Below are 16,107 nucleotides of genomic sequence, written 5' to 3' on the forward strand. Positions count from 1 at the left end.
AAAAAATTACTTTTTAGTTTATTAACCACATTAAGTAACCTTATTTTTCGTAATTTAAAATGGGGGTGCGGTTGATTTTTATGCAACAGGAAATAGTTTAAAAATATTAGATCAGTCAGTTAAAACAAAAGCAATTTTTAAATAAAAGCCTATATCTAATTGATATAGGCTGTATGTGAAATAACTACAAGTGTGAGCTTATTAAATTTTGTAATTATTAAAAGGAATTAGAGTTTTATTCAAAGGAACAAAAATTAAAACTCTTAATAAATTAAATTAGGACATGGATATTTTGAATGAGGTTTTTAATTATGAATTTATGAGGATAAGGTTTGTTTTTATTGTGAACTTTAAGCACCATTTCTGTTAGTTCCAGATGTTGCTGGTGATGCTGATGATGATGGAGCTGCTGGAGCTGCGTCTGGTTTGTTTACATTTGCATCACCGTTTGTAGTATGTGATTCATCACTACCGATTTCAGATTCAATTGATTTTTCACCATCAGGTTTAGAAACCGGTTCTTCTTTTTAAACCATTGGACTAATTGGTGCTATAAATTTAGTTAATGGTATTCTGACTAAAAATATTCTTAATCATCCTGCAGATGTTTTTGCTTGTAAAGGTACATACACAGCATTTGTATCACCTTCGATTTGTTGAAGTTTAAATTCAGTTCTTATACCGGCAAACTGATTTAGTTTTAAATTGTATCCTTCTGCCGGTTTTGCTGTTTCTGGTTTATTTTTTTCACCTGGTGTGTTTAGAATTGGGTGTGCTAAGAAAATACCTGATTGTCCAGACTTATTAGTGTTATTTAGATCATATCTATCGTCATAAGTTTGAATGTAATTTCTTAATACACTTCTAAACTGTTTGTTGTTTATTGGACTATCTTGACCTTCTTTTATTAATCAGTCTCTGAACTTATTATTAAATTCTTCCTCTGATATATTAGTTGTGCCGTTTACAGTTTTATCAGATACTGTTATACCTGATTTTCCAAGTTTGTTATTTAGCACACTAGCATCTAATGGGATAGCTGGTCCGTTATATTCAATAATATCATTTAGATATTCATTAGATTTCTTAATAACATCTTCAGTAACAGGTTTACCTGTTATAGTTGAAAAATAAACTGATGTATATAAGTATGGTTTTTCATTATCACTTTCGCCTGTTTTATGTAATACACTTAAGTTAATAGATAATTTATCTTTATTTCCATCAGTTGTATTTAAAAGTCTAAAACCATTTTTAGCAGACACATTGAATGTAACAACTGGAGTTGAATATACTGTGTGGGTTTCTGGCTGATCATTTTTTTGTTTTTTATTAAAGTAAACATGTTTATAAGTGAATTTTGGACTACTTAATTCAACGTTATTTATGTTTTCAGAACCTAGTAGTGATGTTAATTTATTAACAAGGATTTCTAAATTAGTTTTTTCACTGAATCATTTTTTCAACTCTGCAGTAACTTTATCGTTATTTGTTTGAACTTCAGGAAGTTTTTTAGCTTGTTCATCTGTAACTACACCATTTTTAAGTTCTACTTCAGTGGCTTTTTCTTTTTTGATTACTGTACTTAAATCATCAGTATTTATTGTAATTTTCGGTAAGAAATTATTTCAGTGAAGTTCAACATTTCTTGGATTCTTATAGTAAGCTTTTGATGTTTTATTTGTTTCACCATTTAACTTACTTTCTTCATCTTTTAAGGCTTTATTTAGTTTAGTAACTAAATCATAAGTTGTATTTACATCTGCTTGATCAGTTACAACTTTATTGTTTTCTCCTAATTTAACATAGTTTTCTAATTTAGTGTCTTCATCAGTTCTTGCGTTTGCGAATAATCTAGGATTATTTGCCTCTAATGTAACAGAACTATAAACACCATCTTTGTCGAAATTATAGGCAGAAAAAATTGATAAGGCATTTCTTAAGGCTGTATCATATGCTGCTTTATTTTCGGAATTATAGTATTTTCTTTCATAAGCAGTTTGAACTTTTAAACCTTCAAGTGTTTTGTTTTGTAATTCGCTTAAGTTATCTAATAGACTATTTAATTTAATAGCATTATCAACATTTGCTTCAACTTTTTTATCAGTATATGTACCAGCTAATTTTACCAGTGCAGCTTTTAATGCAGAACCTAATGTTTTGTTTCCTTCACCTAATTTATCATTAACAGTTTTTAATAATGCTTCATGTGCTGTGATTTTTGCGTCTGCATTATTAACACTTTCTACTTCTTTATTAAGTTTAGCAAGTGTCTCAGTTAATTTTTGTTCTGTGGTTGATGACTCTTTTAATTTGTTGTCATCTGTTAAAAGAAGTTTAGCAGCATCAAGTGCAGATGTATAGGCAGTTTTTACATTTTCAAATACAGAATCTGCTTTTGTTTTTACGGCTTCAGCTGCTTTTATACCAGATACAAGTTCACCAACTTTAGTATTTAATGTATCACCCTTTTCAATAGTTGATTGAACTACTGCTTTATCTTTAGCAGATTTAATTTCTTCTTTTAAGGTTGTAATAACCGCTGTAGATAAATTAGCTAAAGCATCAATTTTCTTATCAGCATCTGCTTTAGCTGTTTTTAATTCAGTAGCAGGATCAACTGCAGGAGTAACTGGTTTTTCAGGTTCAGGTTTAGCTGCTTCCCCACCTTCTTGAGGTTTTTCTGGTTCAGGGGTCGGGTCGACTGGTTCTACTGGTTTAGTTTCTTTACCTGTTTCATCTGTTGTTGGATTTGTTGGTTTCTCTTTTCACCACTACCTTCACCACTTGGAGTAACCGGCTCAACTGGCTTAGGAGTAGGAGTACTACCTTTATCTCCATCTGTTTCAGGTTTAGATGGTTCAACAGGTGTAGTTTTATCATCGGTTGAAGGAGTTTCAGGTGTTGTTGTATCCGTTTTAACAGTTTCGTTACAACTTGCTGCTATAGTGGTAGGCAGCATTGCAACACCTGCACCAACTAATAAAACTAGTTTTAGTTTCTTAGTTTTCATATTTTTCCTTAATAAAATTTTCTATATATTAAATTACTCAATATATAACTAAAAATATATTGTTTAGTAAGTATTTGTTGTATCAATTCCAGTAATAACTAGCTAAAAATGGTTGTTTTTAACCTCTTACTGCACTTTTAAAATACAAAAAAAAAAAAAAAAGAAGAAAATGATAAAAAGAACTGCAAAATCAGCAGATCAGTGTAATTTAACGCTAAAAAAATTACATTAGCATTTAATAAATTAAATAAGTTTTAAAGAAAAACCCATATCAAAATTGATATAGGCTATATGTGAATAGATAAAAAAGCATTATTTAAGTAACATATTATTTTGGAAAATATAAATTAAGTTAATTAATTATTATTAAGTTGAACTGCCAGAAGTTGCGGTTGTACTTGTTTCAGTTGTTCCTGTAGAAGTTGATGGTGAAGTTGTAGAAGGATTTGATGGAGAAGAAGTTGAACTAGGAGCGGGACTCATAGATGTTCCATTTGCAGTTTCATCTGCGCTTGGTTTTGTGCCTGATTCTGAATGACTAGCATCTGACCTTGCATCATCTCCATTTGCAGCAGCAGAATTTTCGGTCATGACTGAATTTTCATTACCTGTATTTGTTGTTGAAGTAGAACCAGCACCACTATTTGCACTATCGCTTGTCACTGCGTTATTAACTTCTGGATTAGATTCGGTTGCTGTAGATGGAGCAGCGATTGGTGTGACTGGTGCTATAAATTTAGTTAATGGTATTCTGACTAAAAATATTCTTAATCATCTTGCAGACGTTTTTGCTTGTAAAGGTACATAAACAGCATTATTGTCTCCATCAATTTTTTGAAGATAGAAACTCTCTTTTAGTTTTGAAAATTCATTTAATTTTAAGTTATATCCATTTTTGGTATTTTCTTCTGTTGCCTCTTGACCATTGGTTGGTGGAGTGTTTAAAATCGGATAAGCAATAAATATTCCTGAATTACCTGATTGACTTGTATTTGTTAAGTCATATCTGTTGTCATAATTATGTACATAGTTTCTTAAAACACTTCTAAATTGAGCATTTGCAATTGGACTACTTTGATTGTCTTTTAACAGTCAATTTTTAAACTTATCATTAAAATCTGTATTGGTTATTGATGATGTTCCATTAACTGTTTTATTCAAAATAGTTGTATTGCTTTGTGATAATTCTGAAGCAAGCGCACTTGCATCTAACGGAATTGCTGGACCATAATAATTAACTATATTATTTAAATATTTTTTCGATGTTGTAATTACATCGCCACTAATTGGTTGACCAACCGTAGATGTATAATAAACTGAAGTATATAAATAAGGAGTTTCTGTATTTGTTTTTCTAATTGTACTTAAATTAATTGATAGTTTATTATTATTTCCTTCACTACTGCTTAAAGCTGTAAATCCTTCCTTGGCTGTTACATCAAATGTCACAACTGGTGTTGAGTAAACGGTACGAGTTTCAGCACCGTTATTATTCGTATTTTTCTTAAAATAAATATGTTTATATGTAATTACAGGTGATGATAAATTAACGTTATTAATATTTTCAGATCCAAGTAATTTTATTAATGCATCTGTAAGCATAACTCTATTATTATCGTTATTAAATCAAGTTTCAAGTTCAGCAGTTGATTTTTTATTGTTTTCAACAACACTTGGGAATTTATTGATTTGATCATCTGTTAAAGGACCATTTGATAATGAATTGCTTGCTTCATTTGTGTTTTCAATTGTAGTACTTAAATAATCTGTATTAATAACTAATTTAGGTAAGAAGTTATTTCAGTGAAGTTCTACATTTCTAGGATTTTTAAAGTAAGCTTTTGCTTCAGTGTTGTTGTCACCATTTAACTTACTTTCTTCATTTTTTAAATCCTTATTTAATTTTGTTACTAAATCATATGTTGATTGTAAGTTAGCGCCTTCAGTTAATACTTTATTGTTTTCTCCTAATTTAACATAGTTTTCTAATTTAGTGTCTTCAGCAGTTCTTGCGTTTGCGAATAATCTAGGATTATTTGCCTCTAATGTAACAGAGTTATAAACATCATTTTTATCGAAGTTATAAGCTGGAAAAATAGATAAAGCATTTCTTAAAGCTGTATCATATGCATCTTTATTTGAAGCATTGTAGTATTTTCTTGGATAATCTGTTTGAGTTTTTAGACCTTCAAGAACACTTGTTTGCAGTTCGCTTAATTTTTTTAGTAGTTCAGCTACTTTGATAGTGTTTTCGACATGATTTTGATCTTTATTATTAATGTATGAACTAACTAATTGCATTAGTACTTTTTTAAAGTTTTCACCTAATGTTTTATTTGATTCGCCTAAATCGTTTTTAACACTATTTAATTTATCATCATGTAGTTCCATTCTTTCATCAGCATTATTTACATTATCTATTTCAGCTTTTAGTGAGTTTAATACTGCTTCTATTTGATCTACTGTAGTACTACTTTCTTTTAACTTACCTTCTGTTAAAAGTGATTGAGCATTATTTAATGCACTAAGGTATGCTTTTTTCACACTTTCAAATACTCTGTTCGCGATTCTGGTTTCGTTCTCTACACCTAAAAGTGAAACTACTAAATCACCAGTTTTGGCATTTAAATTTGCCCCTTTATTAACTATATTTTGAATTGCTTCATTATTTTCCAATGAATTAACACCTGATTTTAGTGAAGCGATAACACCTGATGATAAATTTAGGTATGTATCAATTCTTGAATTTGCTTCGTTTTTAGCATTTTGTAATTCAGCTGCTTTATCAACTGGTTGTGGTGTTACACTAGTATTGTCGGAACTTGGTGCACTTTCTCCTCCACTAGCTGGTTGATTAGAAGGATTTACATTATTAGTTGTTTCTGAACTACCACTATTTGTTTCAGTGTTAGCACTATTAGCGCTTTCACTTGGTTGGCTGTTTGATTCACTATTGTTATTTTCTGTGTTCCCACCTGCTGTAGGTTGATCAGGTTGAGGATTTGGATTTGCTGGTTCAGCTTGTGAGCTTCCGTTATTTGTTTCTTCTGTTGAGTTATTAGCTGTTTCTTTTTCAGCGCTAGTTTCACTGCTTGGAGCAGTTGGAGTAGTTGGGGTAGTCGGTGAAACAGAAGAAGTACCATTATCTGTATTTGTATTTTTATCTTTATCTGTTGAAGTTTTAGGAATAGCTTCTTCATCAGCTGGACTTGTTGTATTTGTTGTGTTTGTATCAGTTTTATTTATTTTTTCATCAATAACTTCATTACAACTTACTGCGATTGTTGCTGGTAGAGTTGCAACAGCTGTACCAAATAATAAAACTAATTTTAGTTTTCTTGTTTTCATATTTTCCTTAATTGAACATTTAAAATACATTGTCAAATTTAATCAATGTATGAATTCAACAGATAAATTAAATTATCCAGATGAATAATCACAAGCTTAAAACCTTAATATTTTAAATTTGTGTCTATAATTATGATACACAAAAAGTTAAAAAATAGGTTAAATGATGGGACACCATGTGATATGCTCTTTAAATTTTACTCATACAAACTATATCTATTAAGTTCATATAATTATTAATTAATCACAAAATTTGTATCCTGTGTTTTTGAGTTTAAATAACATATAAAAACTAATACCACCATATATAAATTAAAAAAGCGCCAAATATAGGCGCTTATATTTTATTTTCTTTATGGTCTTCAACTACTTTTGTTAGTTTTCTTAATCAGTGATTAATACCACTTTTAGTTATAAAAATATTATGTTCAGTTTCTAAAATATGTACTAATTCTACAAGTGAAGATCATTTATTTTCTTGCTTTAGTCTAAAAAAAACTAATTGATTTTCATCAAAGTAATGCTCAAGGTTGTTTTGGTAAATATAATCAATATTTTCGATGTGTTTTAATGAACTTTTAGCAATGCGTTTTAGATTACTTATATCAATGTTGTTAATGCGATTAACAACATTTTCTTTATCACGGTTGATACGGATATCTTGAAGCTTGAATCATGATTTTTTAGCACCAATGGCTGATAAAAAATCAAATAATTTATCTAATTTTTTAACATATAAAATATGTTTATTATTTCGATGTAAATATTGGAAACCAAATTCATATTTGTTTAAAACTTCTAATATTTTATCAGCAAACTCTTTGTAATGTGAACTAATTTCTAAGTGATATGAAGTTGATTGTTTGGAGCTAATATTACCACTACCGCAAAAAACACCAGCAAAAAAGAAAGTTAAATAATCACCAAAATTTAACGCTAAACTTAAAGCTAAGTCTTTTTGATCGATTGTAAGTTTAGATATTCATTTAGCATTTTTATAATAAGGAATATGAACTTTACCAAGTTTATGGATTATTTTATCTAAGATATATTCATTTTTGATATTAAAGATATATTGATCTGTATCAATTGTTGCATTTGAATAAATTAAACCATTTATAAAAGCGATAATTTCTTTTTCGCTTGTAGCATTATTTATGATTTCTTTTTTTACTTCTCATGAAAATGAATTTTTATTTAGATGTTGCATAATTTCCTTTTATTCAAATGTTATTTTAACAATACGATTTAAACCTGCTATATCTTTAATGATTTCTAATTTATATTGGTTTTTAAGTTCATTTCAAAATTCTAAGTCTAGTGCATTTATTTCAAAAAATAACAGACCTTTTTGATTTTTAAAGTATTTCGGAGCTTGTTTTAGAATTTGTTTGTAAAAATATAATCCATTATCAGGTGCAAATAAAGCATGATGTGGTTCAAAGTCTAATACTGATTTATCTAATATTTCAGTGTTTTTGATATATGGAGGGTTTGAAACTATTATATCAAAGTGATTAGTTGGTAAATGTTCAAATAAATCACTTTGTATTATATTTACCTTTACATTATTTATTTTTTGATTGATTTGTGATTGTAAAATAGCTTCATGATCAATATCAGACATTGTAACAGTGCAATTAGGTTTGAATTTTTGTAACGCAATACCAATAAAACCGCTACCACAACATAAATCCAATATGTTTAATTGATCTTTATCATTAATATGTTCTTTAACTAAATAGATTAGCTCTTCAGTTTCATAACGTGGTATTAAAACTTTTTTAGATAAATCAATTTTAACATCAGCCATTTCAATGTAACCGATAATTTTTTGGATGGGTGTTCCTTTTTTTAATTGCTCTAATTCAAAAGAAGATACAGTTTGTTCTAAACCGTATCTTCGTTTTTCTAATAAAAGTTGCTCTAAAGTTGGCATTATAAACCAGATGCTTTAATTTTTTCGTTTTGTTCTTCGGTTAATAGAGCATCAATAATTGGATTTATTTTACCTTCCATAACTGGATATAAGCTAGTTGAAAATCCAATACGGTGGTCAGTAACTCTGTCTTGAGGGTAATTGTAGGTTCTAATTTTTTCGCTACGATCACCACTTCCTGCTAGTTTACGGTATGATGATTCTTCTTCTTGTTTTTTCTTAACTTCAATATCATAAAGTTTTGACTTAAGAATACGCATAGCAATTTCTCTGTTTTGGATTTGGCTTTTACCTTCTTGACAAGAAACTACAATACCAGTTGGGTTATGGGTAATTCTAACAGCTGAATCAGTTGTGTTAACTGATTGACCACCATTACCACTTGAACGGAATACATCAACTCTAATGTCTTCACTTTTAACTTCTATTTCAATATCATCATCAATTTCAGGCATAACTGTAACAGTTGCTGTAGATGTATGAACACGACCTTTGGTTTCGGTTTGAGGAACACGCTGCACACGGTGTACACCACTTTCAAATTTTAGTTTTGAATATGGTTTTTCACCTTTAACTGAAAATGTAATTAAACTAAATCCACCAGCTTCAGCTGCAGAAGAATCTAAAATAGTTGTTTTTAAATCATTTTGAGTACATCATTTTTGATACATTCTAAATAAATCACCTGCAAAAATGTTTGCTTCATCTCCACCTGCTGCACCACGAATTTCAACAATAACATCTCTAGCATCGTTTTCGTCTTTAGGTAAGATTAAGATTTTTAATTCAGCTGCTAATTTTTCCATCACCTCTTCAACTTGAGTGATTTCTTCTTTAGCCAACATTAACATTTCTTCATCTTTTTCGTTTACTAAAATGTCTTTGGCTGTTTTTAAGTTTGCTTCTGCTTCTAAATATTTGTTAAAAGCTTCTACAATATCAGAGATTAAGTTGATTTCTTTGTTGATTTTAGTGTATGTTTTGATATCTGAAACTATTTCAGGAAGCAGTAATTTTGCTTGCAGATCATCGTGTTTTTGTTTAATTTGTTGTAGTGAATTATACATTGTGTGTTCCATAGTTATCTTATTTTACCATATTTTAAAGTGATTATTTAGCCTTTTTAAGTTTGTACAGTGGCAATAAATAAAATAAAATGTGCAACAGAAGTTACACATTTAAATCGCTAGTTACTTTTTGTTTATTTCTGATATACATACGGCTTAAAATGTTCATAATAATACCAAAAATTATAAAGATAAAGTAAGTACTAATTGCAATTAGTGGGGTTAAATGATCAGTTTCGCTAGCTTTATCACCAAATATACCTGGTGTTAAGAAGACTATTAGTAAAAATACAATTGCTATCATATCAAAAACATAAATAATCTTTTCTCATAGCGGTATTTTGCTGATGATTTGTTTTTTCTCTAAAATAAATGCTACGGTAAAAGTTAATAAATCTTCAACAAACACAGCAATATTAGTTGCATAAATTGCAGTTTCAAAGAATCTATTAGCTCTTTCTTGGTCATTATTGTAAATAATGAGAGGAATACTTCATAAAATTATCATTGTAATAAGTGTCACACTTGTTGTAAATCAAATAGCGTGCTTGAATTCACCTTTTTTAGATCTCTGAGCTAAATAAGGGAACAAGTTTCCATCTTCAGCCATTGGTACAATTTTACGAGCTGTAGCAACACTTTGCGTAATTCTTGAAGTAATATCATTTGATAAAAATCCAATGATAAATAAGACAGTACCAAAAGCACCAAAGGCACTTTGGTAAATGATTTGTAAGCTGCTATTTTTAAATAGCTGAATATTAAATCCTAATACTAATGAATAAATAAGTAGATAAAAGCCTAAAATAAACATTAAAGCTGTTAATAAAACTTTTCTAAAGTTTTTCATTTTAACATCTTTAACCATGGCAGAAACATCTTCAATTCCACCAAATGCATAAATAAATAAAATTGTATTTGCAAATAATAACCTAGCACTAATGTTTTGACTTTGTGTTATATTTGCTTGATATTGATTGTTTGTAGATACGATGTAAACCAAAATTAATACACCTATTACCAGAATTAGTCATTTTAATATACCAAAAATCATAATTACAATTTTGTTTGTTTTTAGACCGATTGTAGATAAAAAGACAATTGCTAAAAAGAAAACTAATGAAGTAATTCTGATTGCTCACTCAATGGTTTTATAGTGACTGTTATTTTTTGAAACCAATATTAAAATTGGTATCAGCAATAAATAAAGGTGCAATTGACGATAATATGGGTGATTGTAAAAACTGGTTTCATCCGATAAAGAAACTTAACAAGCGATATTTATGGTGACTTATACGCTCTTTAATGTTGTTAAATTCTACTTTATCGTGAATTGTACCTGTTGTAATTTTATCGTCTAAATGTCTAGCAAATTGATAAGAACCACCATAGTGCTCTTTAAAGTTATTTGCTAGTCTTGAAAAAACTAATGATATACCAAAAACAACAATGGCAGCAAGCAGAATGATTAAATAACCATAAAATCCAAAATTAGCTACCGTTGCTAGTGTGGTAAGAAAACCAAGTCCAACTATAAAGTTGATGGTAAAAAATGTAAAAGACTTTTGACTAAAGTGTTTGGTATGCTTGCCCATTTTTATTTCTTAGTCTTTTGTTTTAATTGTTCTTTAGTTTTTTCTTCCTTTTTATCGTCCATAGAAAATGTTAATTTTTCTTTCGGTTCTTTATTATTGAAAATTACATCATAAATTTCATCGTACATTTTAACTGGAACGTACGTAATTTTAGATTTAATTTCTAAAGAAATATCATTTAGGTTTTGAATATTATCATGAGGAATAAAGACAGTTGAAATACCTTTTTGTACAGCTCCAAATGATTTTTCTTTTAATCCACCGATTTGAAGAACTTTTCCTCTTAAGGTAATTTCACCAGTCATTCCGTATTTACTTGAAACGACTTTTTTACTTAAAGCTGAAATAATAGCAGTTGTGAATGTTACCCCAGCACTTGGTCCATCTTTTGGAACAGCACCTTCTGGAACGTGAATGTGAATTGTATGAGTTTCAAAATCAAAATCCACAATTCCAAATTTTTCAGCATTAGATCTTACGTATGAAAGAGCAATATTAGCTGATTCAACCATAACTTCTTTTAATGAACCAGTTAGTTTAATTTCAGGTTTACCAACAAATGTATTTACCTCAATTTGTAATGAAGTTCCTCCATATGAAGTAAAGGCTAATCCGTTAACCACACCTGGAGCTTCAAATTCCTCAAATTGTTCATTTCTATATTTAATTGGTCCTAAAAAATCTAACACGATATCTTTGGTGATAACGAATTTTTTAAGTTCCTTATCTTCTAGTTTTTTAACAACTATTTTACGTGCAATTTTGTCTAAAATACGTTTTAAACCACGTACACCAGCTTCTTTAGTGTAGCCTTCGATGATAAATTCTAAAACTTCATCATCCATTTGTAAAAATTCAGGGTTTAAAGCACATTGTTGAAGTACTTTTTCCATTAAGTGTTCTCTAGAAATTTTGATTTTTTCAGTCAGTGTGTATGAAGAAAGCTCAATAATTTCAACACGGTCTAATAATGGTCCTGGAATATATTCGTAGTAGTTAGCAGTTGCAATGAAAATTACTTTAGATAAGTCATATTCAACTTCTAAATAGTGATCTTGGAATTTTGTGTTTTGCTCTGGGTCTAAAACTTCAAGCATTGCAGAAGCTGGGTCACCTTTCATATCTGATTTCATTTTATCGATTTCATCAAGTAAGATAACAGGGTTTGAAACACCAGCTTCTAGCATTGCTTTAATCAATTTACCAGGCATAGCACCAACATAAGTTCTTCTATGTCCTCTAATTTCGCTTTCGTCATGTACTCCACCTAGTGAGATTTTGACAAATTTACGGTTTAAAGAGTTTGCAATAGCTTTAGCTAATGATGTTTTACCAGTACCTGGTGGACCTACTAAAGTTAAAATAGGAACATTGTTAAAGGTTTGTTTTCCTTTTTCTTTTCCTTCTTTAAATAAGGTTAAGTCAATTTCGTGTTCTTTACCTAAAGGAATTTTAGAATCAGCTTCTTGTGGTTCATTCATTTTTTTGTTGATTATAACTGATAAATATTCAACCACACGTTCTTTAACTTCTTCTAATCCATAGTGGTGTTTTTCTAATTCTTTTCTTACATTAGAAATATCTAAATATTCTTTTTCGACCTTTCTTCATGGTAATTTTTTAAGATGGTCAATGTAAGTTTTAATAATACTTGATTCAGGACTAGCAGGAGGTAATTCTCTTGAGCGTTTTTGTTCTTTTTTGATTAATTCACGAACTTTAGTTGGATAAATTTGTCTTAATTTATCGTTTTTGATCATTTTTGAATAATCATCTTCATCAACATTTGAACCAATTGATTCTAATTCATCACTAATAGCTTTTTGTTTTTCTAATAAGTAGAATTCTCTTTGTTGTTTTGATAACTTATCATTCATTTTTTCTTGTAACTCTGTTTCAAGTTCAAGACGTTGTTGTAACGCTGCTATCATTTGTTGAATTAAAAAGCTAATTTTAAATTCTCTATAATTTTCGTTAAAACCTTTTTTATAAGCAAATAAATCACAGTCCACGAAGTTTAAGATTGTATAAAATAGCGCTTTTTCATAAGCTGAATTATCAATACTTTCAAATTCACCATTGTATTTACGAACTAGATTTTCAATATAGCTAAAGTTGATAGGTTTATCATTCAAAATAACTGAAGCTTTACCAAAAATTGTAGTTGTAAATGTTTTTGTAAATGCTTCTTTTTCTACTAATGATAAAGTTGATTTGAATTTGTCTGTAACTAATTTGTATTCACTTTGATCAATATCTGTTCTATCTAAATCACGAGGATTTACTAATAAGAATTTACATTCGAATAAAACAGAACCATTATCCATTGTTACATCACGGATCATTTCGATCTCAGCAACACCTAAAACTTTGTAGGTTAATACAAATAACCCTAAATCAGGATCTTCATAAAAGTCTAAAACTTTTGCATATCTACCAGTAGAACTAAATTTAGCAATTCCACGTTGAATCATATCAATAGTGTCAAGAGTATCTTCTTCCATTGTGTCACCATATTGATATTCTTCATCAGTTTTATCTTCTCTATTATCGTATGCTATTTTATCTTCAGAGCTAATTACAGCATAATTAATAACCAGACGATCTAGTTTTGTGTTACTTTCTTTGGCGTATTCTAACAATGTATATGCTTGATAACCATCAACTAATACTTGGTGAATACCATATTCTAATGATTGATACTTATCATTAACAATAATCATTGGTTTGACAATTTTTTGTTGTTTCTCTTTAACTTTTTTCTCGCTCATAAATCCTCCTTAATTAGGTTTATTTAACCACGATGTTTACGATTTTTCCAGGCACATAAATGACTTTTACGATAGTTTTTCCATCAATTCATTTAGTTGCTTGTTCTTTAGCTTGTAATATTATTTGTTCTTCTGTTGCATCTTTTTTAACTGTTAATTCAGCTCTAAATTTACCATTAACTGAAACAGGATATGAAACTGTATCTCTGATTAAAGCTTCTTCGACAATACTAAAGTCAGTTAGGTTTTTTAAGTTGAAGTATTTTTCTGATAATTCTCATGCGGTATGTGGCATAAATGGTTCTAAAATGTTTAATAAAACATAGAATAATTCAGTGATTAATTCTGGTTTCTCTACGCTATCATAAGCGTTCATAGTCTCCATAGCTCATGAAATTAATGTATTAAATGCAAAACCACTATCTTGTTTTTCGAAAGTTTCAATTTGTTTTTGCATTCCAAAGTATAACTTGTATCTAGCTAATTTTTCATCTTCACTTAGTGAATTATGATCAATAGTTGTTTTTACTAATTCACTATTAATTTCAGCACTTCTGTCAATTATTCTATTGATGAATTTATAACATCCATTAACACCTGAATCACTTCATTCTAACTCTTTTTCCGGTGGTGCTGCAAATAAAATAAATAATTTAGTTGTATCAGCTCCGAATTTAGCGATTAACTCACCAGGTTCAACAACATTTCCTTTTGATTTAGACATTTTAGATCCATCTTTTAATACCATTCCTTGTGTAATTAAGTTTTTAAATGGTTCTCTAAATGGAACTAGCGATAAATCAGCTAATGCTTTTGTGAAGAATCTAGCATAAAGTAGGTGTAAGATTGCGTGTTCAATTCCACCGATGTATTGGTCAACAACATTTCAGTAGCTTAAACTTTTTTGATCAAAAATTACATCTTCTCTTAAATGACTAGGTGTTGTATAACGTAAGAAATATCAAGATGATTCAAAGAATGTATCTAAAGTATCAGTCTCTCTTTTAGCTTCTTTGTGACATTTTGGACATTTAGTTTTTAATCATTCTTGATTGGTTTCTAATGGATTTCCTTGTCCTGTAAACTGAACATTAAATGGTAGCGTAATTGGTAAATGATCAAGATTTTCAGGAACAATTCCACAATCACTACAGTGAACTAGTGGAATTGGAGTTCCTCAATATCTTTGTCTTGAAATACCTCAATCACGTAGGTTATATTTAACTTCTTTGGTTAAACTCGCTTCTTTAACTAAAGGAGTTAATTGTTCTTCGTTGTAAGCTAATTGATTTGCATCCATAAAACTAATATGAGTTTTATTTAGCACACTTACAAATTGAGCATTTCTATTTGGATTATTTGAAGCAAAATCTGAAATAATAACTGGAACATCAGTTCCTGTTACTATATTATTTACTGTTATATTTAGATTTACACAAATTTTACGACTAAAATCTTTTGCAACAAATTGTTTATCAATGTCATTTAACAATTCTAATTCACTTTCACTGAAGTAATTAAGTTCTTTTAGTTCTTTAACAAGTGGGTGAGTATTCGAAATTGCTAGATATTTAGCATTTAAGATATTTTGGTAGTCTTTTTCTCCTACAAGAATTGATTGTGTTTTAAGGTTTGCTAAATTAGAATTGATTTTTAGTTCTAATGTATATTCTTCACTACGACCAATTCAATTGTTTTGCATTGTTAAAACTTGTTGTGGTCAATGACCTTCAAGTTCTTTTAAATCGTCTAATAATTCTTGAGCATAAGCAGTAATTTTTAAGTAGTATGTGTCAATTTCTTTTTGAATTACTTCTTCATCACAGCGTCAACATTTATTATTAATAACTTGTTCATTTGCTAAAACAGTATTATCTTTTTCACATCAGTTTAGTAAACTTTTTTTCTTATAAATTAAACCTTTTTCTCAAAGTTTAATAAATATAAATTGCTCTCATTTGGTGTATTGTTCATCAGTTGTGATTAATTGATAATCTCAAGCAAATGAAAGACCCATTTTTTTGATCTCTTCATTCATTAATTCAATATTTTTGTAAGTTCAAGTTTTAGGGTGAATTTGATTTTTTATTGCTGCATTTTCAGCTGGTAAACCAAAAGCATCTCAACCAAAAGGATGTAAAACATTGAATCCTCTACGTCTAAAATAACGAGCAATAGCGTCACCTATAGAATAATTACGAATGTGTCCCATATGGATTTTACCACTTGGATATGGGAACATACTTAATATGTATTTTTTAGGCAACTCGTAATTATTTAAAGGTTCAAAGTAATTTTCTTCCTCTCATTTTTGTTGTCATTTTTTATCTATAGATGAAAACTCGTATTGTGCCATATAAGCTCCTTATTATGT

The 16,107-nt window shown here is 29.2% G+C and carries 11 protein-coding genes and 1 pseudogene; 1 reads left to right on the forward strand and 11 read right to left on the reverse strand.

The features are described from left to right. Nucleotides 1–527: 527 nt before the first annotated feature. Nucleotides 528–1,466: a hypothetical protein gene (locus ACJA23_RS01040; protein ID WP_406614460.1), complete on the reverse strand. Its 939-nt coding sequence runs from the start codon at nucleotides 1,464–1,466 to the stop codon at nucleotides 528–530. Nucleotides 1,467–2,025: 559 nt separating this feature from the next. On the opposite strand from ACJA23_RS01040, the gene ACJA23_RS01045 reads away from it, so the two are divergent. Then, on the forward strand, nucleotides 2,026–2,364 hold the full coding sequence (locus ACJA23_RS01045) for a hypothetical protein (protein ID WP_406614462.1): 339 nt from the start codon (nucleotides 2,026–2,028) through the stop codon (nucleotides 2,362–2,364). Between the two features lie 95 nt (nucleotides 2,365–2,459). Here the strand turns inward: ACJA23_RS01045 and ACJA23_RS01050 are convergent. From ACJA23_RS01050 to ACJA23_RS01095, 10 genes and pseudogenes are all read right to left on the reverse strand, one after another. Next, a pseudogene (locus ACJA23_RS01050) lies at nucleotides 2,460–2,603 on the reverse strand (hypothetical protein); the annotation flags it as partial. Nucleotides 2,604–2,710: 107 nt separating this feature from the next. Then, nucleotides 2,711–3,013 (reverse strand): hypothetical protein, encoded by a 303-nt coding sequence (locus tag ACJA23_RS01055; protein WP_406614464.1) that lies wholly within the window; start codon nucleotides 3,011–3,013, stop codon nucleotides 2,711–2,713. A 366-nt stretch (nucleotides 3,014–3,379) separates the two neighbouring features. After that, nucleotides 3,380–6,361 (reverse strand): hypothetical protein, encoded by a 2,982-nt coding sequence (locus ACJA23_RS01060; RefSeq protein WP_406614466.1) that lies wholly within the window; start codon nucleotides 6,359–6,361, stop codon nucleotides 3,380–3,382. Nucleotides 6,362–6,698: 337 nt separating this feature from the next. Continuing rightward, entirely contained in the window at nucleotides 6,699–7,571 is an 873-nt protein-coding gene (gene whiA, locus ACJA23_RS01065) for a DNA-binding protein WhiA (protein WP_406614468.1), read from the reverse strand. Nucleotides 7,572–7,580: 9 nt separating this feature from the next. Next, the gene (gene prmC / locus ACJA23_RS01070; RefSeq protein WP_406614470.1) at nucleotides 7,581–8,300 is read right to left on the reverse strand and encodes a peptide chain release factor N(5)-glutamine methyltransferase; all 720 of its coding nucleotides are present in this window, start codon (nucleotides 8,298–8,300) and stop codon (nucleotides 7,581–7,583) included. After that, the gene (gene prfA, locus ACJA23_RS01075) at nucleotides 8,300–9,367 is read right to left on the reverse strand and encodes a peptide chain release factor 1 (RefSeq protein WP_406614741.1); all 1,068 of its coding nucleotides are present in this window, start codon (nucleotides 9,365–9,367) and stop codon (nucleotides 8,300–8,302) included. Before prfA ends, prmC begins: the two co-directional genes overlap by 1 nt. 103 nt (nucleotides 9,368–9,470) lie before the next feature. Further along, nucleotides 9,471–10,547: an amino acid permease gene (locus ACJA23_RS01080; RefSeq protein WP_406614472.1), complete on the reverse strand. Its 1,077-nt coding sequence runs from the start codon at nucleotides 10,545–10,547 to the stop codon at nucleotides 9,471–9,473. Further along, entirely contained in the window at nucleotides 10,531–10,962 is a 432-nt protein-coding gene (locus ACJA23_RS01085) for a hypothetical protein (RefSeq protein ID WP_406614474.1), read from the reverse strand. Before ACJA23_RS01085 ends, ACJA23_RS01080 begins: the two co-directional genes overlap by 17 nt. Before the next feature lie 2 nt (nucleotides 10,963–10,964). Further along, nucleotides 10,965–13,733 (reverse strand): endopeptidase La, encoded by a 2,769-nt coding sequence (gene lon / locus ACJA23_RS01090; protein ID WP_406614476.1) that lies wholly within the window; start codon nucleotides 13,731–13,733, stop codon nucleotides 10,965–10,967. 19 nt (nucleotides 13,734–13,752) lie between these two features. Beyond that, complete coding sequence (locus tag ACJA23_RS01095) at nucleotides 13,753–16,089, reverse strand: class I tRNA ligase family protein (protein WP_406614478.1); 2,337 nt, start codon at nucleotides 16,087–16,089, stop codon at nucleotides 13,753–13,755. Between the last annotated feature and the right edge of the window lie 18 nt (nucleotides 16,090–16,107).

This window comes from Mycoplasma corogypsi (assembly GCF_045276875.1).
Lineage (GTDB): Bacteria > Bacillota_I > Bacilli_A > Mycoplasmatales > Metamycoplasmataceae > Mycoplasmopsis > Mycoplasmopsis corogypsi.